Raw genomic sequence first — 21,647 nt, forward strand, 5'->3', positions numbered from 1 at the left:
AAATGAGCGACGCAGCGGCATCGATCGACGGCGACGAGGGGATAGCGATGCTCGAACAGGGCTATGCCGGGGCGAGTGCGATCACCGAACGCTACCGGCACTGTGCTCGGTGCGGCTGCCGCCTCAGCCGCTACAACAGCGATTCACGCTGCGGTGGATGCCAGCGACTCCCAGCGGATTTACCTTCGAGGCAACCCCAAGTGCTGCCCGAGGTGTGGGCCAATGCGGGCGTTCAGGCCGCGCTTGTCGCCAGAGACTTCGGCAGGCTGTGCGCTCTCGTACGGGAAGCCAGCGGCCTACGGCAAGATGACATGGTCATGCTAACCGGCCTGAGTCAGTCGTTTCTCTCGATGCTGGAAACGGGTGCGCGCCGGCTGACGAACATCGACAAGATCATCATTCTCCTCGATGGACTGGGCACGCCAGCCGAACTGACGGGTCCGATGCTAGAACCAGACCACGGCTTAGATGACCCGCACCCACGTATGGACCGCACCCGGGAAGCCCCCGCTCAGGCGCCCCTGACGGAACGAGGGATGCGACCGGGACCTCGTTGATCTTCTCCCACGTGCCGCACGACTGCAGCGCCAGCAACGTTCGGCACGGGCAGCAGGCGGAGGTGCCTGGCTGGGGTAAACGGGTCGTGGAAGGTGCCCTCCTGTTGGCACTCTGACGCCATGTTGTTCATGCTCACCGGGTCAAGCTGCTCGGGTAAGACGACCCTGGCCTATGCGACGGCCGGTCAGCTCGGGAAGATCGCGGTGCACGACTCCGACGAGCTTGGTGTGCCGGAGGGCGCCAACCGCCACTGGCGCCATCGAATGACCGAGCAGTGGGTGCGACGCGCGTTGGACTACCAGGACCGTGGCATCGACCTCCTGCTCAGCGGGCAGTCGCCCTTGGGCGAATTGCTGGCAGCGCCCTCCGCCCCGCTACTGGACGGCATCGCCGTTTGCCTGGTCGATGTCGCTCCCCCCGTCCGACGCGCTCGCCTCGCCGAGCGTGACCCCGGGCGGTGGAACACCCAGGCGATCGACGCCTACCTCCGCTGGGCTGCATGGCACCGCAAACACGCCCTCGACCCGTCTCACCGGCCCGACGTCATCATCGAGGACGGCTGGCCCGAGATGGCCTGGCACCGCTGGACCGGGTGGCACTCCGATGATCCCCGATGGTGCACTCAGCTGCTCGACACCACGGACCATTCAGTCCCCGAATCCGTAGCCCACGTCGAGCAGTGGATCACTGAGCAGCGCGACGCACACCAGGCCGGCCGACTCCCTCTGCGCCACGGCTGGGCTTCGTGACCGCTCAAACGGCTCGTTCCAGTGATCCCGATCCACAGGCGGCCCGGAGCCTGATCCTCGCGCTAGAGCTCGTCGCCAATGCGGCCCGGACAACACCTCGGAGCGTCCGTCATCACGGACAACGCGGCTCGTTTTGGTCTCATCCACCCCGTCCGGCGCCGACCGACGTCCCTACCGTCACCTGCTCCACCGCATGCTCTGCGGCATGACCGCCGCCCTGGACGAACTACGGCAGGGCGGCCTGGAAGTCGCGAGCATTCGACACCGCGCCGACTCGACGTCGGTATCGGTGCTGCGCAGTCACACCTCGACGTCGTACATCCTGGCCATCGCCGAGCTGGTGTCCCCGGTGCGCGCTTGACTGCTGCGGAACCAAATCACCAGCGTGATACGTCGCTGGCGCACTGGCCCGTAGGCTCTGCCTCCATGCAGCAGTTGGCGATCTTCGACCTCGACAACACCCTTGTGGACCGCCAAGGTCCATTGGCAGCCTGGATCTCAGCTTTCTCCGAGCAGCAAGCCCTGACGGACCTTGCTCGAACGCGCCTGTTCGATGCGATGCGCGACCGCGCCTCTTTGGGAACCTTTGAGGTGTTTTGCAGTGAATATGAGCTCTCGCCTTCGGCCGAAGCGTTGTGGCTCGATTACAGCGACTACATGGCGCGCTCCGTCAGATGTCCTGCAGGAGTACTTGACGGCCTATCCAGGCTCCGAGGTGCTGGCTGGAAGGTTGCCGTTGCTACGAACGGTGGGACCGAGATCCAGACGGCGAAAGCGACCGCATCGGGAATTGTCGATCACGTTGATGCGGTGTGCATCTCTGAGGCAGTCGGTGCGCGCAAGCCGGAAACGATGATCTTCCAGAAGGCGGCCGTCGCCTGCGGAGCTGATCTCGCACTGGGCGGCTGGATGGTCGGTGACGGTGTGGACACCGATATCCGCGGGGGTCGAGCAGCTGGGCTGCACACGATCTGGATCAGCGGCGGCAGGCCCTGGACCAGTGATGACGCGCGACCGGACCACGTCACTACCGACGTAGGCCAGGCGATCGATCTGCTGCTCACCACCGTGGGCTGAGAGGACATCGTCGTGGATTGTGAAGCGATCACGGTTGGGTTGTTGCACCCCGGCAGCATGGGTGCCGCATTCGGTGCCCAGTTGCGACGGCAGAACATTCGGGTGCTGTGGTGCACGGACGGTCGTAGCAGCCGGTCCAGAGGCCGGGCCGAGGAAGCCGACTTCGAAGGTGTACAGAACCTCGGGCAACTGGTGGCGCGTGCCGATGTGCTGCTGTCTCTGTGTCCGCCTGCCGCGGCGGTGGATGTCGCACAGCAGGTGGCTGCCTGCGGGTTCAACCGGTTGTATATCGAGGCGAATGCGATCACGCCTCGCCGCGTCAAGGATGTCGCACAATTACTTCCTGGTGCCGTGGTCATCGACGGCGCGGTGGTCGGCTCCCCACCGGTGGGCGGCAAGCAGCCCACGTTGTATCTGTCCGGAGACCCCGCCGGCTGTTCCCAAGCCGAGATCTTGTTCGAAGCGAGCGACGTGAAGACGCATGTGCTGGGCGCCGAGGTGGGAACGGCCTCTGCGCTGAAGCTGGCGTACTCGAGCTACCAGAAGGCTTCCCGCGTCCTGGCGGCACTCGCCTACGGTGTCGCCGACGCCAGCGGCGTAGCCGACGAACTCCTCAAGATCGCCGGAAAGCGCGGCGGCAGCTACCTGACCGAAACCGACTACATCCCCAAGACAGCATCCCGCGCCTGGCGCTGGGGCCCCGAACTCGACGATGCAGCAGCCCTGCTGAGGGACGTCGGGCTCCCAGATGACCTGATGCGAGCAGCCAGCCGAGTCCTCCACTACTGGTCGGACGCCCGAGACCGCGAGCTCACCGTTGCGGAGGCACTCTCACTTCTGCACGTCGACCCTGGCCTGGAGGAAAGCGGAGACCGGTAGTGCGTCTTCCTGATTCCCTGCGATCAGATCCCGCGGCGAATCAGGAGATCAATCTCCTGGGCAGCCTCTGTGGGCGACATGGCGTCGGTGTCCAGCTGCAGGTCCCAAGTGAAATCGGTGTTGGCCTCGATGTCTTGGGCCGTAGCGTCCCAGGCGGTCAGGCGGGCCTCAGTGTCGCTGTCGCCGCGTCCCTTGGAACGGATCGAGGTGCTCTCCCGCGAGCACCACAGCAACACACTGGTCCACGAGGCGGGGAACTTCTCCACCATTGCCTCAAGGCCGGCGACCTGCCCGAGATGCAGGATGGGAATGCGCCCGTCCTGCATGGCCTGGGCAAGGCCAGGGCGGTCCACGAGGTAGATGTTGCCGTACCTGTCGTTTCGGTAGATCACGTCCCCGCGGGCCTCAAGCTCTGCCAGCTGATTGACGGTCCCCATCCGGTAGCCGTGGGTTCGACCGCTACCGATCTTGAGACGCTCGAACGCGCTATATCCAGCGTTGAGTTTGCATAGCTCGGTGGTGATGGTGTCTTTCCCGGATGCAGGGGGACCGTACAGAAGGACGCCCTGGCTCATGCGAACACCGTCCCGAAGATCTGCCGAACCTGATCGGTGAGGGATATCGCCGCACCCAGACGGTTGTCGACCACCAAGTGCGGCACGACCGGCCGTAGGTCCGGATCAATCGTCGAGGCGTACTCGTCCCAGTTCTGCAACTTCCAGCTGTCGCGGGCTGCCGAGCGGAAGCTGATGTACTCGTGCATGGTCTCCAGGTCGCACTGGATCCAGATGACTGCCACGGTGACGCCCCGCGCCTCGCACCGGTTGATCAGCCGGCGCATCCACCGCTCATCGCTCACCTCGGCAACGAACGGTGCGGTGAGCACTGTGCTGATCGAACAGTCGACATTGGCGTAGGCGGTCTCCAGCAAGCACTGGTACTCCAATGGACGCACCTTGTCCCGATACAGCGGGGAGTGCCGGTCGTTTGGATCGCTTCCCATCTCGACTAGCAGCCGCTCAACGAGCGGACGGGTGATGGGGTCCTTGTCGAGGACCGGCCACCCGGTGAGCCGTGAGATGAACCGTGAGAACTCCGACTTCCCGCTGCCAGCAAGCCCGGCCACCACCAGCAGCGTGGGTCGGTTCGGGTCGCCACCGGTGTGACGACGCTTCCACGCGTCAATGATCCGCTGCTGAACTTCCTGACCATTGGCGTTGGCATCACCCGGAGCGATCTGAAGCACTGCGCGCTCAACGGCCAGCACGTGGTCGCCGAGTGGCTCTACCTCCGAGGGTGTGAGCTTGAGCTGAGTCTGCTCACCTGGCAGCGCCTTGCGGAAGCCCAACTCGGGCTCGGTCGCTCGGTAAAGAAGACAGTAAGCCCGGCGGTAGTGCGGACCGGGATACACCTCGCCCTGCTCGTGCTGCCACAGCGTCTGGAAGTTCGCTGCCGGCACGGTGAGTCCGGCAGCGCGCGCCACTTCACGTAGCCGCTCACCGGCACCCTCAAGCGTCAGACCATGCGCCTCACGCATGGCGCGAAGCTGGTCCGGACGCCACCCCGCGCGGCCTTTCGCCATGCCCGCTACCGCCTGCCCATCACTCACCATGATCGTGACCCTAAGTCTGCCCCGAATGAAGGCATGTGTAAGCGGATGTTGAAAAGTCACGTCGCCCGATGATGAGCAGCTTCGCCAAGCGCCAGTGATACGCCACAGAGCCGAACACCGGTGTGATGGGGCCCACTCCGGCAGGCGTGCTTGCCGGATCCAGGAGTTCATCAGCCGGTGAAGGAGACGATCAGGTGTCGGGACCGCGAGCCACTGAGGTACCTGCAACTTCGTGGGGCACTCGTCGGTGCCGTACCTGCCAGTGCCGCCTGAGCAGGTACAACAGCGACGACATCTGTTCCGGCTGCGCTCGCAGCACGACAGCCGCACAGCCTGCGCGCCCCTTCGTTCCGACCCATGTATGGGCCTGTCAGGACGTCAGAGACGCCTTGTTACACAAGGACTTCGGCAAGCTGTGCCAGCTCGTGCGTGAGTACGGCCATCTCCGTCAGGAGGACATGGCCCTCCTGACGGGATTGAGTCAGGCTTTCCTGTCGATGCTGGAATCCGGGCATCGACGCCTCACCAACATCGACCGGATCGTCGTGCTCCTAGACGGCTTGAACGCACCCGTCGACATCACCGGGCCGATGCTCCGCCCCGTAGCCGCTCCAGGTCCGCCTCTCCGGACCGTCTCCTGATACTCCAACCTCGATCGTGATCTGGCCGCCAAGCTGTGGTGCCGAGTATGACGACGGCCGTGACAACCAAACTTGCATTGACGCCGCTCTGTGAAGAAGGTACCCGGCTGATTCCGGCCCCGGTATCACACTTGTGATGTGCGAAGCGTGCGACGCCAATGCAGAGTTGAGCAATCAGAGGTGTCGCGGACACGCGTAGGCGATACCTTGCGATCTACGAGCGACGGAACGCGCGCCCACCTCATGCTGCCGTCGCCCGATGAGAGCCGCCCTGTCCTTCTGCTTCCCCCGTAGCGGAAGGGCAGGGCATCATCACTGCATCTGCTATGACGGTCGGCCTGAGCCATGTGCGACACGGGGGAGCTGGATGACGCTCGCGCCGGACCCACGCGCCTTTCCACCAGCACCCCCAGCCGATAGCACCGACCCCGGCGTCATTTCGGCTCACGACTGGGACGCCTTCGCCGCAGTCGACCAGATGGTCAACCACTGGGACCGGCCCGGATGGACAAGTCGCACCCGCGCGTACTACTGGATGCTCACCTTCCCTGAGACGCTCGCGCTCATCAGGCAAGCCCGCCACTGCCAACGGGAACTTCAGGACCTCGACTTCGATGCGGTAGACGAAGACGGCTTCCACCTCACACTCGGCCGCATCGGACTCATCCACGAGATCGCCCCGCATCGGTTGAAGCATCTGGCAGCCATCGCGCGAGAGCACGTCATCCACGCGTTCACGCTTCAGGCCATTCCACTGACGGCCTCCCGTGGGGCGATCCGCTACAGCATCGCCCCCTGGGACCCCGTCTTGCGGCTTCACGCGACGCTAGCAGCCGCCGGCAGCGAGTCCGGCCTGCCCCTGGATAAGCCGACCGCCAGCATGCGGCCCCACATGGGCATCGCGTACTGCAACCGGTCGATGCCCGCGCGCGACGTAAGAGCCGCCATACGGCCCCTCCGCGATCTCGACCCGATGCATGTGGACGTACACCACGTGGAACTCGTTGAACTCCGCCGCGAACGCAGGGCGTACCGCTGGCAGGTCGTCCACTCACTCTCACTGCGGTGAGCCGCCGAAGCGCCGGGCCACTACGGCCAGGCGGTCCTGCTGCCTCCCACGTCGACGATGTGATGCAGCTTGGGAGGAACAGGAACGTGGCTTCGCGGACCGAGTCGAGGTCTTCTTAGCAACGGCCTTCCCCCGGTGGTCCTTCACGATCAACGGCTTCTATGCCCTCTCTGCCTCGGGGGTCGCGTCGACGAGTCTTTCAGGGAGCGGCGGGAGACCGAACGCACCTCGCCCAGCTCGTGCGCAACAATCCATGTGTCCGCGAGACCCTTCGCGACCTGAGGAAGCAGTCACCGGTCACGGGCGGCAGCCACTTGTCCGAGCTGCTGGCCATGGCCCAGCGATGCAGGGCGGTGCAGTGAGGTCAAGGCAGGGCAAGGTGCTGGGCGTCGTCGGATCGAGCGCCGGCGGGATTGAAGAACTGCGTACAGGGCTCGTGGTCCCCGCGCTCGAACGGGGCTGGACGGTTGCGGTCACGCTCACACCGACCGCAGATCAGTGGCTCCGCGCGAGCGGGGAGACGGCGGAGCTCGAGGGGCTGACTGGCCTTCCTGTACGGTCCGAATCACGCCTGCCGGGTGACCCCCGGCCGCATCCGCCTGTGGACTGCTACGTGGTGGCCCCGGCAAGTGCCAACACCGTCGCCAAGCTCGCCCTGGGGGTCTCAGACAACCAAGCGTTGACACAGGTCAACGAAGCCATCGGAACACTGGACCTCCCGGTAGTCGTCTGGCCCCGGGTGAACGCGGCGCACGCTCGCCACCCCGCATGGGCAGGGCACATCAAAGCTCTTCACGATTCAGGGGTGCGGTTGATCTACGGAGACGAGGTATGGCCGCTCGCCGAGCCGCGGGCTGGGATGTCAGGGCGCCGGTGTCCATGGGAAGCCGTACTAGACGAGGCCAGCTTGGCGATCCCGACAGTCTATCCGGGCCCTTCATCCTGACTGGCGCCAGCCTGAGGGCATCACCGGCCACGGACGGACCGCCCCGTCAGCTACCGCGATCACTCGACCGGCTGAGGCAGGTCGTCGGCTAGCAGACGCTCATGAAGTTCGCCGAGAGCCGTGCGGTTGCTGTCGAACCGCAGTATTTTGACGGCCGCCTCCCAGCCCAACCACTGGACATCGGTGTGCTCCTGGGAGGTCTTGGTCTCCACATCGGTCAGGTCGATGGCGAACGAGTGCTCCGGCACGACGTACGTCCCAGCAGGCCAACTGCCGCGATCCGCGAAAAACCGCGCCGGGATGCTGGCCGTGGTCTGCAGCGGGTACAGCGGGACCGGACGGGCGAGACCGAGTTCCTCACGGGCCTCACGTACGGCAGCCTGTTGCGGCGTCTCGCCGACCTCGCCACCCCCAGCCACGGCCTGCCATACGTTCATATCCTTGCGACGCAGCACAGCGAATTGGACTTGGCCGCCAACTCGGCGGAAGGGGACGACAAGAACTTGAAACGGCGCCCGGGGCATTGTGGGTCCTCGACTAGTTATGGGATGAGATGCGCATTCGTCCGAGCTGATTCTGCTTGTTGCGCAGCTGGCCGTCCTGACGATCTGGTGTGGCCTGGTTGCCGGCGTTCATGCGCTCGATCAACGTGCTGCCGTTCGAGGTGGACGAACAGGCGGCACTCCAGTACCGCGCTCTCCTCCGTGGCATGGCGATCCATCAGCCTGCGTTAGGCTCTGCCACGATGCGTTCCGTCTCAGTCCGGGCGAGTCCCATGCGGGGATCGCCCGGATAGGCGTGGGGGCCGAGGATCTTCGTGCAATAGAAGACCTGCTCGGTATCGAGTCACCTGATCAGTGGTGATCCCCTGAATGGCCGGCTGCCGAACTGCTGGCTCTCTTGTGGCTCGCCTCCTGAACCTCGGGAATGGCACTGTTGACACGTCTCTGGGGTCCCCCTCGGACGGGCTGAGGTGCGCAGGTCAGTACGCGAAGAGAGAGAACTTCTCCATGATCGTCTCGCGGTCCGCGTCTTGTACCAGCAGCCCATGGAGTAGGAGGCGTGCTTGGTAGGGGCCAAGATTGCCAGCCGGGATGAGCCCACGGCTGATCAGATCCTTCTCGGACCCGGGAAAGCCGTACGTCCTGGTCAGGACAGGGCCATTTCCGATGCGCGATGAGAGAACCACGGGGATCCCTGCGGCGAGCCGTTCGAGGCTCTCAACGAGTCGCTGAGGAACGTGACCGACACCGAAGGCAGCGACGACGAGCCCGTCACATCGGCCGTCCCATGCCGCGAGTAGTTCCCCATCGTCGCTGAGACTGACCGTGTACAAACCCACGCGAACCTGACGGCTTCGCGGCTGCACCAAGGGGTCATAGCGGTGGGGTAGCGCAGCGGTTAGCTGTACGCCGTCCTCGGCGATCCGGCCGATGGGCCCTGCGCCGGGTGACGTGAAGGCGGCGGGGCTGGTGGTGTGGGATTTGCGGACGTGGCGTGCCGCGTGAATCTCGTCGTTCAGGACAACCAGGGCACCGGCGCCACGCAGCCGCGGGTCGGCTGCGGCGAGGACAGCCGCATGCAGGTTGGCGGGTCCGTCGGGACTTGCCATGGTGGGATTGCGCATGGCGCCGGTGACGATGATCGGCTGCTCGTGGCCGTGATGAAGGTCAAGGAAGAACGCGGTCTCCTCGATGGTGTCGGTGCCCTGCGTGATCACAACACCGTCGACGTCGCCGCCAGCGAGGGTCTTGTCGACCGCCGCGCCAAGTTCGGTGAGGTCGTCGAAGGTCAGCGAGGCACCGGGCACACGGCGGAAGTCGTGCACGCGCAGCTCGAGTCCGTGGCCGTCCAAGCCGGGCACGGCTGCGAGGAGGTCGTGGGCGGAGAGGGCCGGCACGACTCCGCCGGTCGCCGGATCGGTGGTCATGGCGATGGTGCCGCCGAGAGAGTAGACAGCAACCGTTCTCGTCGCGCCCATCCTCGCCCTCCAGCTTCTGACCAGCCTGGATGAATCTCGTCCCTCGGAGATCGCTCGATGCAGGCTATCGGGTAACCCCTGAGGACGTCAGCCAGACTGAAATGCGGTGAAGCCGCAAGTCGTCGATCGCGTCATCGTGATCGCGCCCTGGTCTTTGGGCCGCTACGGAGTCAGCCGGTTCGGGCCACGGAACAGGAACGTGGCCTCGCGGATCGAGTCGAGCCCGAGCAACACCATCAGCACCCGACTCAGCCCCAGGCCCAGGCCTCCGTGGGGCGGGCAGCCGTACCGGAAGACGTTGATGTAGTCCTGCATCGGTTCAGGCCTCAGACCCTTTGCCGCAGCCTGCTTCACGAGCACGTCGTAGCGGTGCTCACGCTGGGCGCCGGTCGTAACTTCCAGCCCCTGCCACAGCAGGTCGAAGCTGAGCGTCACAGACGGGTTGTCCGCCGGCCGCATGTGGTAGAAGGGCCGGACACTCGTCGGGTAGTGGGTGACGAACACCCATTCATGGCCGGTGTGCTCCCTGAGAAGCGCGCCGATACCGCGCTCGCCCTCGGGGTCCAGGTCCTCCTTCACACCCTGCGGGTCCCAGCCCTTCGCCCGAAGCATCTCCTGAGCCTCCGCCATCGTGATCCGTGGGAACGGCACCGTCGGCACCGTCACCTCAACGCCGAACGCATCCCGGATCGCCTCCCCGTACGCGTCGGCGACCCGGGCGATGGCGTGCGCAAGCATCCGCTCCTCGAACGCCATGACGTCCTCGACCCCGTCGATCCACGCCAGCTCTACGTCCACGCCGGTGAACTCGGTGGCGTGCCGGGAGGTGAACGACGGCTCGGCGCGGAACACCGGACCGATCTCGAAGACGCGGTCGATGCCGGCCGCGATCGCCATCTGCTTGAAGAACTGCGGCGACTGCGCCAGGTAGGCAGAGCGGCCGAAGTAGCCGAGTTCGAACACCTCCGCGCCGGACTCCGAGGCGGTGCCCATCAGCTTCGGCGTGTGCATCTCCGTGCAGCCCTGCCCGTACGCGTACTCTCGCATCCCCTGCTCCAGCGTGCTCTGCACAGCGAACAGCAGCTGCGCGGCCGGGCGGCGCCGGACGTCCAGGAACCGCCAGTCCAGGCGGTGTTCCAGGCCGGTCTGCTCGTCGATCGGCAGCGGCGTCTCGGCCCGGTTCAGGACCTCGACCGCCTCTGGGATGATCTCCAGACCATGGAGCTTCACGATCGGGTTCTCGGCGACACGGCCGGTGATCCGCACCGCGGACTCCGGCGTGAGCTGCTGCAGGGCGGCCTCGATGTCGTCGCCTGCGCCGCCGCGCCGGTGGGTCACCTGCACCATGCCGGTGTGGTCACGTACGACGACGAACTGCACCTGACTCAGCAGCCGCAGAGTATGAGCCCAGCCCGACACGGAAACGGTCCGGCCCACGTGCTCACGCAGCTCGGACACCAGTACACGGTCGGTCGTGTGGATCATCGCAGCCCTCCAGGGCGTCATGGTGATCCCTTGGGGGCGCGGGCGAGAAGGGGACTCGCGGTTCCACCGCGCCTTCACTGCCGCCCGACAGCGGCAGCCTCGTTCGTGGCCGGTAACGAGGCCAGCCGGCGGGGCATTGGGCCACGGGCCGTTTCTCCCCGCACTCGGGAGGGTCTTCGCCCCGGGGGCGCGAGGCTGCCTTCCCAGCTGCCGGCAGCTCTCTCATCTCGCGTGATCCCGGGCTACTCGTCTCCGTCATCGCGTTGCTACGGAGGATAGCGAGCCAGGGCCTCGCGAGGACAGCGAGATTCCCGCGCGGATCACGATCTTGCTTTCGAAGGTGGATCGATATGCGCTCGCGTGAGGCGATCGCCCGCTGGCACGCTGCCCTCATGGATCAAGCTGAAGTACTGCTCATCGGCGGACGAGCCGGCGTCGGCAAGACGACGGTGGGGTGGGAGGTTTCCGCGCTGCTGCGCGCCGCGGCGGTCCCTCACGCGGTCATCGAGGGGGACTACATGGGGCAGGTGCATCCAGCACCAGCAGGGGACCCTCACCGCACGGAGATCACCGAGAGCAACCTGACCGCCGTGTGGGCAAACTTCGCCCAGCGCGGCTACCGACGTCTGATCTACACGAACACCGTGAGCGTGCTGCCCGAGGCGACAGGCATGTTCGAGCGCGCCATGGGGGACGGGGTGCGGATCATACGGGCCCTGCTCACCGCCTCCGATGCCACCGCCCGCGAGCGGCTGGTGGGGCGGGAACTCGGCTCGGAGCTGGACAAGGAGCTGGAAGCGAGCATCCGCAAGGCGCGGCTCCTTGACCAGCGGGCCGCCGCAGATACCGTGCGGGTGCTGACGGACGGACGATCCGTCGTGGACATCGCGCGGGAGGTGGTAGCCGCCACCGGCTGGACACAGCCTCATTCCGCGCCGGGATCGTGATCACGCCCGCCGATCAGTTTGGGAACGGGTGCGGCCAACTGTTGAGTCACATTGCGATGGCTGGCCGACCGGCGTGGCCGGACAATCTGATCCGAGGTGCCCCTCATTCAGCGATTGCCAGATAGCCCTCAGCATCAGGCCGACGAGCGATGCTCCAGCAGCGCGGGCACAAGCCTGCTCGCGGCTCGGCCAGAGCGGCGGTTGGCAGCAGGAACCTCTCCGTGCTCCCTGCTTCACGGCGTAGACCTCGTCGACAAACTTCGGAAATCGGACCGGTCTCCCGCTGTTGCGAGAGCATGGGTGCTCTCTACGCCCCAGTCTTCGGGTGGAGGCATTAAGTAGCCTTGCAAGCATGACCAGTTCACGGACTCATCGGTACCCCGGAGAGGCGGCTGCCCGCCCAAGCTATCGACTGCACACCCTTGGATGGCGAGCATTCGAGGATCTCGCGTTGGACATCATGCGGGAGATCCTGGGGCCGACAGTAGTGAGCTTCGCTGAGACGGGCGACGGGGGGCGTGACGGCGCCTTCTACGGCGACTGGGAACCGGGCCGAAGCCATCAGGCACCAGCCCCATTCGGGGAGGCTGAAGTAAACGGCCTGAAGGGCCCATTCGTCATCCAATGCAAATTCAAACAGAGCGAGTCGGAAACTCTGATGCCCTCAGAGGTGTCCGGCGAACTGAAGAAAGTGAGCAAGCTGGTCGGAGAAGGGGCCTGCTCAACCTATGTGCTCATGACCAACGCGCGCATCACAGCGGGCAGTGAATTGAAGATGCGCAAGGACTTCCAAGCCGCAGGAGCCAGGAACGTACTTATCTTGGGCGGCACTTGGATTGAGGAAATCATCTCCAGCAGCCCAAACTTGCGTAGGAAAGTGCCGCGAATCTATGGCTTGGGTGACCTGACTCAGATCCTCGATGAAAGGAAGTACCACCAAGCGCATGCCCTTCTGTCATACCTCGGCGACGAAAACCTTGTCACCTTCGTGCGCACCAGGTTCTATGAGCAGGCTGTAGATTACTTGGATCGCCGGGGATTCGTTGTCTTGTCCGGTAGACCCGGGTCCGGAAAGTCCATCAGTGCAGCCGCCCTGGCGGTGGGTGCCATCGATGCTTACGGAAGCGCGGTCGTCAAGATTGATACCCCCGGGGAATTCAAGGACGCGTGGAACCCCCATGAGCCGGACCAGCTCTTCTGGGTGGATGACGCATTCGGCGTCTACAGGTTCGACACCCAGGCGACCGAAAAGTGGGGCCGCAGCATCGGCCTGGTTCAAACCGCGATCAAGCGCGGCGCTCGATTTGTCTTCACCAGCCGTGATTACATCCTCCAAGAGGCGCAGAGTCAGTTCACGGGCTCCGCGCGAGAGTTGCTCGACTGCCGGGTGAAGATCGCTCCAACTCACCTTGTTGTCGAAGAACGCGAGCAAATCCTCTACAACCACCTGAGATACGGCGATCAGTCTCGGAGCTTCCTCACGGAGATCAAGCCCCATCTATCGACCGCAGCGCGCTCTGCTCACTTCAGCCCGGAGCAAGCCCGAAGGCTCGGAAGTTCCTACTTGTCCTCCGGTCTTGAGGCTATCTCAGAGAAGAACCTGCTGGACTTCTTCGAGAACCCTATTGATCATCTCTGTGAAGTGCTTCGGGGGCTAGATCAAGACGCACTCGCCGCTCTGTGCCTGATCTACATGGCCGGCGGAGAGCTCAAATCTCCCCTGTCGCTGACACAGCGGGAGCTAGGGGTACTCGACCTCGTCGGGGGAACTAAAGCAAGCGTAGCCAAAGCACTCGCCCGCTTGGAAGGTTCCTTCCTGCTCAGGGTAAACACCCGCACAAGCCCGCGTTGGAAGTTCTATCACCCCAGTCTGGCGAACGCACTCGCAAAACACATTGGCCAAAATGCTGAACTTGTAGAAGTTTTCATCTCTGGTCTGACTCCGCGTGCGCTGTTCAGCCTCGTCGACTGTGGGAGCGATGAGAAGGACGAACGCGAGACTGTCGCTATCCCGGAAGTCTGCTATGACCTCCTCATCAACCGGATCTCGGAACTTCATGCATCTCATCATCTCTGTGACTCGCCGCGCTTCGTCGGGTTCCTTTCCTCCTGCAGCGCAAGCTTCCTCTACAGACTTGCCCACCTGAGAAGCGGCATCATCGGAAAGTTCACCACCGCAGACACGGTAGGCTTCGGCCCAAGCGGAATCACGCTCCTGGCGCGTCTTCACCAGGTAGGGCTCCTCGCAGAAGAAGAGCGGACCTCCGCCGTGTCCAGAATCATGGACAGCTCTACATCCACGTATGATCTGGAGGTCGACTACGACTGGGCTGAATCGTCTGCGACCGCCGACCTCTGTACCGCGTCAGAATACAGCCAGCTCCGCGAGCGAGTCCTCAGTGAAGTCATCCCCGAACTCGTAGAAGTGATTGACGACCCAGGGGCCACGATCGAGTGGGAGTCAGAAGAGGACTGGCGCGAACTCGCCCGCCACTATGAAAACGCAGTGCGCGCCTACCGCAACGCCTACGGAGACCACCCCGATGGCGCCGCTGAGGTTGAGCACGCCGGCGAGCTGATCCACTCCCTCCTCTACTCGGCGCCCATGTGTGGGGGAGACTTTGAGGAGCAAGAGGACGAAGAAGCGGAGGTCGACGAGGATACAAGGCGGAGCATCTTCGATGACCTCGACACCGTGTGAACTCGTGATCCTGCTCGTCATGCCGCGCGCCTTCTCGTCCACACACTGTGGACGAGAAGGCTTCCGTACGTATTGCCGCTGCGAGTTGAGGACAGCGAGGCTCGCCCGACAGTAGGGGCACCGCTTCCACTTCTTGTCCAGGCCACGCGACCGAAGAGTCGCGCTCACTCGCTTGGCCGGGAAGGTCGAGCCCCTAAGAGGTCCGCCCCCGCGCCGCATTGCGTGACGCTGCAGGCCGGTTACGGCCCTGCCTCTTTGCCGTCACCCTACGCAGCGGTGTGGACTGCGACGAATTGTTCCCGAACCGAACGTGGGATCCGTCCTCGTGCAGGCACCGCGATCTTCCGCTCCTTTGCCCACTTACGGATCTCGGCGGGATCCGGCTCGGCATCGCTGAACGTGGCAGCGGGAACTCGCTTCCGGGTGGGTGCCTTGCGAGACCTCGTCCTCCTGCCGGAAGATGTCCGGCGGGCAGCCTTCACGAAGGGGGAGAGCGTGGATTCGAGGGTCTCATATGAAGCCGCGCTGAGGTCTATTTCGTAGGAGACGCCGTCGAGTTCAAATGAGCGTGTCTGGACGTCATCACCCCGCTCCTGGGTCAAGTCGTCCACGAAATAGGTCTCTACGTGCCTTGCCATGTCTCTCCTTCCGTTCCGCGACGGAGACATTACATGACATCGGTAAGCAGGTGAAAATCGGAATGTGGCCCGAGAGGAATATGGGAGGTGTTGCTAACGAGTATCTAAGACGTGGCCTATTTGATTCCTTGTATGCCGTGACCAGTGGCATCGAGGGTGTGCTGATCGACAGCATCGAGGAGGGTCAGCAGGGGGCCGTTGTCTAGATGGGCTTGCACGCCGTGTTCGGTAAGTAGGTCTTGCAGGGCGACGGTGTAGTACCGGATGGCGGCGATGATCGCCGCGGGATCGTAGGGGGCTGGGGCGGCTGCCAGGCGCGCCGCCCAGGCGTCATATCGGGTGCCACCGTGTCGATGGTGGGTGGTGCTCTTGGCCTGGTCGCGGAGCACCATCCCAACGACCAGGATGTGACGGGCTAGGCCAAGGGCCAAATGTGCGCCGATCAGTACATCCCTGCGTGCCGCCTTGCATGCGGCCAGTACGGCGTCGAATCGGAAGTCGTTGACCAGAGGATCGATCACACCGTTCACGTCCCTGGGTGGCGAGGTACTCGCCGCGCCTGGGTGGTGCTGGGCCGCGTCCAATACGGTGAGATCCAGTCGGCGCAGGTCACACAACACCAGTCGGACTGTATATCGGTTGGTGTCTCCGCTACGGTTCGCGGCGAACACCGGCGCATGGTGCTCAGCGATCTCCTGGACCACATCCTCAGCGACCGCAAGCGGCTCACGGGCTGTGATCAGCACATCAAGATCAGACCACTGGTCCAGTGTCTCCGCGCAGCCGCCGGCTGATCCGTGGACGCGCATCTCGCGGATGCGTCCGTCCAGGGTCGAGAACTCGGCGAGCGCCGAGGCGAGTGTGCGCTGCCAGCCAGCTGCGGGTAGTTGGGAGTGCCCTCCTGTCATGGACCATAGGCTGACACACGCGGGGGAACGGCGAGGCTGGCGCGAGCAGGAGTGGTCATCTTGGACTCGGGAGTCTCTCCGGTCAGGTGCAGCATGCGGTGCGCGGAATGTGCGCGGGTCGGCGAGCGAGTGACATCATGTACGAAATGACGACGAACCCGTTTCATAGCGTCACGCACGTTGCGACGCTCGGAGCCGCTCTCGACCGGTTGGGCACCGTCTTCCAGAGGTTCGAAGCGCAGGACTCTGGCTGCATCTCATACGGACTGCTGGCATCAGGGCAACGTTGGTTCGTGAAAGGCGCTTCGACGCCGCAGGGGATCTCCTCCTTGCGGCGGGCGGTCTCGTTTCACCAAAGCGTCTCACACCAGGCCATCGTCCCCCTGATGAATTCCTTCACCACAGAGGACGGCCTTGTGCTGGTCTACCCATGGATGAGTGGAGAGGTTCTCTATCATCCGACCCTCTCACGCCAGGGGGGTCGGGCAGCCCCGGACAGCCCGATGGCACGGTTCAGGGCCCAGCCCCTTCCCCTAATTCATGCCGCGCTGGAATGCATCCTCTCTGCCCATCTGGCTGTGGAGGAGGCCGGATTTGTCGCAGTCGACTTCTATGACGGATGCATGTTGTACGACTTCGACGAGCACCGCGTGGTGCTGTGCGACTTGGACGAATACCGGGCGGGCCCCTTCGTTCTGGAGGTGGACCGGCTGCCCGGGTCGATGCGTTATATGGCGCCAGAGGAGTTCGTGCGCGGATCGCTGATCGACATCCGGACAACAGTGTTCGCTCTGGGGCGGGCACTCCGCCTCCTTTTGGACGCTGGCGACCAGGAGAAGGAATGGCGCGGGACACCCGAGCAGTTGGAGGTCGTCAGGACTGCGACTGCCACCGATCCAGAGCGCCGGTTCCCATCCGTCCGGTCACTCGTCGGCGCCTGGCAGACGGCAGCCTGACCTCGGAGTGTGCGCCCCCCTACAACGCCAGCTTCTCGATCACAACGCCCGACGCGTCTATCGACGGGGTCGAGAAAACAACTGCACGGTCGTAAGCAAGCTGTGGCTGGGTCTGGATGGGTCATCGGGAGCATCCGCGGCATTGATGTGGGCGGCGCGCCTCTCCAACGCGGCGACGTTGGCCGAGTTATCAATCGTCACCACGCCGTTGACGGTGACCTTCAACGGCTCGGCAACGAGCACAGCGATGCGCTCTTGCACTACTTCGAGAGCGACCGCTCGGGCGGAACCGAGACGCTCATATCGGCTGGTGAGGTCCGTCGTGTCTACATCGGGTCCGAGCTGGGCTTGAAGCCAGCGCAGTACGTCGCTGTGCACAGTCATTCCTGGAAAGTCGAGGGTGGGGAGCAGCGTGAGTGCTGCTCCCCACCGCTGAGTGGGGTTACTGAGCGGCTTTCGACTTACGGGTGCTCGTTCGGCCTGAGCCGGGAGTCTCGGCCTGCCAGCACCGCGGATTGGTGATCTGCTCGGCGATCGCCGGGTCAGTAACCTCGATGCCGGCTTCCAGTACGAGCGGAACTCGCTCGACAGGATCGAGTACATGCACGGTCGCGGCGAGGATGCCCCTGGTGGAGCTGTTGGTGCTCACAGGACGGTCGCCGTGATGTGGCAGTCCGGCGCGTACAGGACCGGCATTGCGGCAGCAGCGCCCTTGGTCCAGATCTGCACCGGGTCGTCCTCGGCGTCACGAGTGATCACGATGCCCGGGGCGTCCTCGCGCTCGATCTGCGGGTTCGTGCCCCGGGACAGGGCGAGCGACTCGGTCGTGGTGCCGTACTGCGTCTGGCCCCACTTCGCCCGGTCCGGCGGAAGCATGATCCACCGGTCCTCCGGCAGGACCCGCTTCGACACATCGTCCTGCCACACCTGCGCCTTGTAGAGAGTCACCGGCGGCAGCCCATACGTGCCGCGCACCGAATTGACCTGCTCCGGGTTCAGGGTCGCCGTCGGTGTCTGGCCGCCTGCCGGGGTGCCGTAGTAGGCCGCCCGGTAGGCGCCATTCGACGCCAGGTGAGACCACGCCTTCCGCGAGGTCACCACCATCTCCGGCGCCGGAGCGCCGATGGAGTCGAGATAGTCGATCCACCGCAACTCGTCTGCGATCGGGTCCGCGTCCGGGGCGCTCCACGGCTTCGGAGCGGTCGGCATGTTCGCCGCGGGCACGCCGTAGTCGACTTCGACGGTCAGGCCGTTCTCTCCAGCCAGGGTGAACTTGCCGTCGACCAGGACGTCACCTGCCGCCAGTTCCAGGCGGGAGCGGATGGCCTCGACGTGCCTTTCGGTGTCGTCGTAGAGCAGTTCGATCAGCCGGTCCTCGTCCGCGCCGCGTGTCGCATCGAGGAGAAGCTGTTCCATCTCGCCGACGAGGAGCTTCTGGCCCAGTGCCGGCAGGGTGCCCTCGGTCTGCGTGGACTCGGCCTGGCGCTTCGCGAACGGCACGCTGGCGTCGTACGCGCGGTAGGACGCGGCATTGACGCGACGCTTGGACTGTCGCACCCGCCACTTCACGTCCTGGACCTTGGCTTCGGCGAAGACACTCTGGGTGAGCAGGAAGTCCGCGGGGGTCGGGATCGACCGGGCGTAGACGGTCAGGTCCGCGACGGAGACGTTCTTGAGGAGGTCGGCGACGCTCACGCGCTCACCGCCTCAAGAAACCGGATCTGTGCGCCGGCCGGGCTAGGGGCGATCTTCGACGGGTCGATGCCGCCGGGGATCTTCGCCGCCTTCACCGTGCCGTGCCAGAACAGCGCCGCGGGAACCTTGGTCGTGCCGGGCGTGAACGGGGCCTCGGCGTAGACGAGGCCGGCGAAGACTTCCCGGCCGTCCTTCGCGGCAGGATCGTATGCGCCGAACAGGCCGGAGGCGGTGATGCGGCCGACCGGGACACCGGAGCGTACGTAGCCGTGCGGCTGGCCCGCGGTCGTTTCGACGTAGTGGGTGTCCTTGGTCAGCTTCTGCAGGTCGAGAGTGATGGTCTCCGTGGAGTCGGTGCCGTGCCGGGAGGCGAGCCAGTCCCGGTTCGCAGTCATGGTGACGGAGGTGGTGTACGGCTGGATCAAGCCGCTTCTCCTGGTGGTGCAAGGGGGCGGTCGCGCACTCACCGGCGGTGGCGCGGTCCACGAGGAGAAGTCGGGGCGTGGTCCCCAACACGGCTGACCGTGCGTTCCGTTGGATTAGGCGGTAGGCGGGATGTGCCCTCGACGGCGGGCCATCTGGAGGCCGGCAGATCCCAGGTCGCGTTCCGCACCACTGGGGCGCGGCGGAGGCACGGACGCGGGCGCACCGCCCGGAGCAGCCGGAACTCGGCCGTCTGCCGGGCGAGCGCCGAACAGTTCCGGGCGGCGGGACTTCAGTTCTTCTGCCGCCTCCCGCAGCACGGCAGCATCGGCGTCGTCCGGGGCACGCAGGAGCGCGATGGCGTCATCCAGGTCGGCGCCGGTTGCGCCGAAACCGGCAAGGACCGCACGGCAGGTGGCCTCCCGCTCACGAGCGACGGCAGCAGCTTCACGGGCAGCGGCTGCCTTCTCGCGCTCGGCGATCTCCTGTTCACGGCGCTCCGCATCGGTGAGGCGCTGCTCCTCCGCCTGGCGCTGGACGCTGACGTACTCCTCTAGAGCAGCCGCGTTAGAGAAGCCCAGCCGCTCCATCAGGCCACGGACAGCCGCCCGGCCACCCTGGTCCTTCTCTCGAGCCATGAGCGTGTTCAGCTGCTTCTGGCTGAGGGTGACCTGGACCTCGTTGTTCGACGCGTCCTCGGAGGAGGCACCGAGGACGGGATAGATCGGACGACCGTCCCCTCGGTGGCCGACAGGAACTCGAGGATCAGGCAGGGTGCGGGTCATCAAGTGGTGTTGCTCCCACGACGGCCCCGCGCCATGGCCGAGTCTACGTACGCCAAGGCCCGGCTCTTTGTGGCGGCGGATGGAAGGTGTCGCTGGAGCGGTTCCGCCCGCTCTGGTCGAGCGCAGGTTGATCTTTCTGTGAAGATCAACCTATGTCTAGAACGTCAGCATCTAATGGGATCTCTTCTCGTATGGCTGCAGCGAAGGGCCTCGGACGGACCGCCTGCGCTGGTGTCACGATGTGGGCGGTCGTTGCGGTGGTTCCTGCGGCGGGAGGGCTCGGGCTGTGGATGTGGGAGCCGGGGAAGGATCGAAGCCCGTTCACGGCCACAGTTGCTGGAGTTTCACCCTTGGCCGAGCGGGCGGATGCCGGCGAGGTCTGTACGCCCAAGCTCGCAGGCCAAGCAGTGGTCATCTACGACGCCTCGGGCAAGAGGGAGTTGGCCTCTGGTGTCGAGCCGAGCGAGGGTGAGGTACTGCCTTCATCGCATGGGGACACGGCTGGTTGGTGCTTCCACGCGACGCAGGTACAGCAGCTCCCGGGCGGCGAGGGCACCTACAAGGTCCAAATCGGCGGCGGGAACATCGTGACCATCGACGAGGACCAGTTGCGCGCCTCGATTGCTCACCAACGCGAGGTGATGATGAACAGGACACTGTTGTCCAACGAGGACGTCTGAGCAGTGCCGACAACGGGCATGAGCGCGTCATGGCGTGAAGATCCACTTTCTACACGCAGCGGACGCCTCATGCCTCTAAGTTGTGGGTGACAACTGGCTAACTCGGGGAGCCCCTATGTCAATTGAACGCCCGCCCATCAACAGCAGCGTGCCGCACTCCGCCCGCATCTGGAACTACTGGCTGGGCGGCAAGGACTGCTACGAGATCGACCGGCAGGTCGGCGACCAGATCGCCGCGGCCAACCCGGGGATTCTCGACACCGCCCGGGCGCAGCGGGCGTTCCTCGTCCGTGCTGTCGAGTACCTCGTCCGCGACGCCGGCATCCGCCAGTTCCTGGACGTGGGCACGGGCCTGCCCACCGCCGACAACACCCACGAGGTCGCGCAGCGTCTGCTGCCCGAGGCGCGGATCGTCTACGTCGATCACGACCCGGTCGTCCTGGTGCACGCCGAGGCGCTGCTCACCAGCACGCCCGAGGGTGCGACGGACTACATCGACGCCGATCTGCGGAATCCGGAGCAGATCCTCGAACAGGCTGCCAAGACACTGGACTTCACCCAGCCAGTGGCGTTGGTCCTGCTGGGCATTGCCGCCCATGTCACCGACGACTCCGCCTACGACATCGTGAACCGCCTGGTCGACGCCCTGCCGCCCGGCAGCTACCTCGTGTTCTGCGACAGCACCGACGTCATCCACCCCGAGCAACAACGCGCGATGGTCGAGCAGTGGAACGAGGCGAGCGACAACCCCCGCGTCAACCGCAGCCCCGACCAACTCGCCCGCTTCTTCGATGGCTTCGAGCTGCTGGAGCCCGGCCTGGTCTCGACGTCTCGGTGGCGTCCCGACTCGAATGGTCTCGAAGAACCCGTTGAAGTCGACAACTTCGGCGGCGTGGCGCGGAAGCTGTAGGCGCCAC

At 64.8% G+C, this 21,647-nt stretch carries 25 protein-coding genes; 13 read left to right on the plus strand and 12 right to left on the minus strand.

The features are described from left to right. The 5 genes from M878_RS94715 to M878_RS48740 form a co-directional block, all read left to right on the plus strand. The coding region (locus M878_RS94715; protein ID WP_245238189.1) for a helix-turn-helix domain-containing protein at positions 1–557 on the plus strand (557 nt) is incomplete at its 5' end. 120 nt (positions 558–677) lie between these two features. After that, complete coding sequence (locus M878_RS73875) at positions 678–1,307, plus strand: ATP-binding protein (RefSeq protein WP_023549755.1); 630 nt, start codon at positions 678–680, stop codon at positions 1,305–1,307. Between the two features lie 205 nt (positions 1,308–1,512). Beyond that, a complete protein-coding gene (locus tag M878_RS73880; RefSeq protein ID WP_158692759.1) occupies positions 1,513–1,668 on the plus strand; it encodes a hypothetical protein in 156 nt (51 codons plus the stop codon). Between the two features lie 65 nt (positions 1,669–1,733). Further along, a complete protein-coding gene (locus tag M878_RS48735; RefSeq protein ID WP_031225640.1) occupies positions 1,734–2,384 on the plus strand; it encodes an HAD family hydrolase in 651 nt (216 codons plus the stop codon). Positions 2,385–2,441: 57 nt separating this feature from the next. After that, positions 2,442–3,263, plus strand: a complete 822-nt coding sequence (locus tag M878_RS48740) for a DUF1932 domain-containing protein (protein ID WP_051430115.1) — start codon at positions 2,442–2,444, stop codon at positions 3,261–3,263. 23 nt (positions 3,264–3,286) lie between these two features. Here the strand turns inward: M878_RS48740 and M878_RS73885 are convergent, their stop codons facing one another. Further along, complete coding sequence (locus tag M878_RS73885; RefSeq protein WP_023549759.1) at positions 3,287–3,838, minus strand: P-loop NTPase family protein; 552 nt, start codon at positions 3,836–3,838, stop codon at positions 3,287–3,289. Continuing rightward, on the minus strand, positions 3,835–4,875 hold the full coding sequence (locus tag M878_RS73890) for an AAA family ATPase (protein ID WP_078630368.1): 1,041 nt from the start codon (positions 4,873–4,875) through the stop codon (positions 3,835–3,837). Before M878_RS73890 ends, M878_RS73885 begins: the two co-directional genes overlap by 4 nt. Before the next feature lie 125 nt (positions 4,876–5,000). On the opposite strand from M878_RS73890, the gene M878_RS000000101095 reads away from it, so the two are divergent. From M878_RS000000101095 to M878_RS94725, 3 genes are all read left to right on the plus strand, one after another. Continuing rightward, positions 5,001–5,516: a helix-turn-helix domain-containing protein gene (locus tag M878_RS000000101095; protein WP_280923668.1), complete on the plus strand. Its 516-nt coding sequence runs from the start codon at positions 5,001–5,003 to the stop codon at positions 5,514–5,516. A 367-nt stretch (positions 5,517–5,883) separates the two neighbouring features. After that, the gene (locus M878_RS73900; RefSeq protein WP_023549762.1) at positions 5,884–6,585 is read left to right on the plus strand and encodes a 2'-5' RNA ligase family protein; all 702 of its coding nucleotides are present in this window, start codon (positions 5,884–5,886) and stop codon (positions 6,583–6,585) included. 343 nt (positions 6,586–6,928) lie between these two features. Beyond that, a complete protein-coding gene (locus M878_RS94725) occupies positions 6,929–7,531 on the plus strand; it encodes a flavoprotein (protein WP_078630369.1) in 603 nt (200 codons plus the stop codon). A 59-nt stretch (positions 7,532–7,590) separates the two neighbouring features. Here the strand turns inward: M878_RS94725 and M878_RS73905 are convergent, their stop codons facing one another. The 3 genes from M878_RS73905 to aspS all read right to left on the minus strand — a co-directional run bounded on the left by M878_RS73905 (position 7,591) and on the right by aspS (position 10,997). Then, a complete protein-coding gene (locus tag M878_RS73905; protein WP_031225644.1) occupies positions 7,591–8,055 on the minus strand; it encodes an NUDIX hydrolase in 465 nt (154 codons plus the stop codon). 458 nt (positions 8,056–8,513) lie between these two features. Then, entirely contained in the window at positions 8,514–9,512 is a 999-nt protein-coding gene (locus tag M878_RS73910; protein WP_023549764.1) for an asparaginase, read from the minus strand. Positions 9,513–9,674: 162 nt separating this feature from the next. Beyond that, positions 9,675–10,997 carry an aspartate--tRNA(Asn) ligase gene (aspS, locus tag M878_RS73915; RefSeq protein ID WP_023549765.1) on the minus strand — a complete coding sequence of 441 codons (1,323 nt, stop codon included), beginning with the start codon at positions 10,995–10,997 and terminating at the stop codon, positions 9,675–9,677. A 392-nt stretch (positions 10,998–11,389) separates the two neighbouring features. Here aspS and M878_RS73920 point away from each other — a divergent pair, with 392 nt between their 5' ends. Next, the gene (locus M878_RS73920) at positions 11,390–11,944 is read left to right on the plus strand and encodes a hypothetical protein (RefSeq protein ID WP_031225646.1); all 555 of its coding nucleotides are present in this window, start codon (positions 11,390–11,392) and stop codon (positions 11,942–11,944) included. A gap of 352 nt (positions 11,945–12,296) precedes the next feature. After that, positions 12,297–14,645, plus strand: coding sequence for an nSTAND3 domain-containing NTPase (locus M878_RS48745; RefSeq protein ID WP_158692760.1), 2,349 nt, complete (start codon positions 12,297–12,299; stop codon positions 14,643–14,645). Positions 14,646–14,911: 266 nt separating this feature from the next. On the opposite strand, the gene M878_RS000000101930 is transcribed toward M878_RS48745, so the two are convergent. Next, positions 14,912–15,313: a histone-like nucleoid-structuring protein Lsr2 gene (locus tag M878_RS000000101930; protein WP_425347908.1), complete on the minus strand. Its 402-nt coding sequence runs from the start codon at positions 15,311–15,313 to the stop codon at positions 14,912–14,914. Between the two features lie 86 nt (positions 15,314–15,399). Next, entirely contained in the window at positions 15,400–16,191 is a 792-nt protein-coding gene (locus tag M878_RS97680) for a hypothetical protein (RefSeq protein ID WP_158692761.1), read from the minus strand. 146 nt (positions 16,192–16,337) lie between these two features. Between M878_RS97680 and M878_RS73930 the strand changes: the two genes are divergently transcribed. Beyond that, positions 16,338–17,147, plus strand: a complete 810-nt coding sequence (locus M878_RS73930; RefSeq protein WP_031225648.1) for a protein kinase family protein — start codon at positions 16,338–16,340, stop codon at positions 17,145–17,147. 57 nt (positions 17,148–17,204) lie between these two features. Here the strand turns inward: M878_RS73930 and M878_RS97685 are convergent, their stop codons facing one another. The 5 genes from M878_RS97685 to M878_RS97690 all read right to left on the minus strand — a co-directional run bounded on the left by M878_RS97685 (position 17,205) and on the right by M878_RS97690 (position 20,050). Then, a complete protein-coding gene (locus tag M878_RS97685) occupies positions 17,205–17,525 on the minus strand; it encodes a hypothetical protein (protein WP_158692762.1) in 321 nt (106 codons plus the stop codon). A 64-nt stretch (positions 17,526–17,589) separates the two neighbouring features. Beyond that, a complete protein-coding gene (locus M878_RS73935; RefSeq protein ID WP_023549771.1) occupies positions 17,590–17,796 on the minus strand; it encodes a hypothetical protein in 207 nt (68 codons plus the stop codon). Then, positions 17,793–18,842 (minus strand): major capsid protein, encoded by a 1,050-nt coding sequence (locus M878_RS73940; protein ID WP_023549772.1) that lies wholly within the window; start codon positions 18,840–18,842, stop codon positions 17,793–17,795. The genes M878_RS73935 and M878_RS73940 overlap by 4 nt, the downstream gene beginning before the upstream one ends. After that, entirely contained in the window at positions 18,839–19,267 is a 429-nt protein-coding gene (locus M878_RS73945; protein ID WP_023549773.1) for a head decoration protein, read from the minus strand. Before M878_RS73945 ends, M878_RS73940 begins: the two co-directional genes overlap by 4 nt. Before the next feature lie 114 nt (positions 19,268–19,381). Then, complete coding sequence (locus M878_RS97690; RefSeq protein WP_158692763.1) at positions 19,382–20,050, minus strand: hypothetical protein; 669 nt, start codon at positions 20,048–20,050, stop codon at positions 19,382–19,384. Between the two features lie 350 nt (positions 20,051–20,400). Between M878_RS97690 and M878_RS73955 the strand changes: the two genes are divergently transcribed. Both M878_RS73955 and M878_RS73960 read left to right on the plus strand, forming a co-directional pair. Then, entirely contained in the window at positions 20,401–20,730 is a 330-nt protein-coding gene (locus tag M878_RS73955; protein ID WP_023549775.1) for a hypothetical protein, read from the plus strand. A 115-nt stretch (positions 20,731–20,845) separates the two neighbouring features. Continuing rightward, positions 20,846–21,640, plus strand: coding sequence for an SAM-dependent methyltransferase (locus M878_RS73960; protein WP_023549776.1), 795 nt, complete (start codon positions 20,846–20,848; stop codon positions 21,638–21,640). The last annotated feature ends 7 nt before the right edge of the window (positions 21,641–21,647 follow it).

Origin of the sequence: Streptomyces roseochromogenus subsp. oscitans DS 12.976 (assembly GCF_000497445.1) — a bacterium.
In the GTDB taxonomy this organism is placed as follows: domain Bacteria; phylum Actinomycetota; class Actinomycetes; order Streptomycetales; family Streptomycetaceae; genus Streptomyces; species Streptomyces oscitans.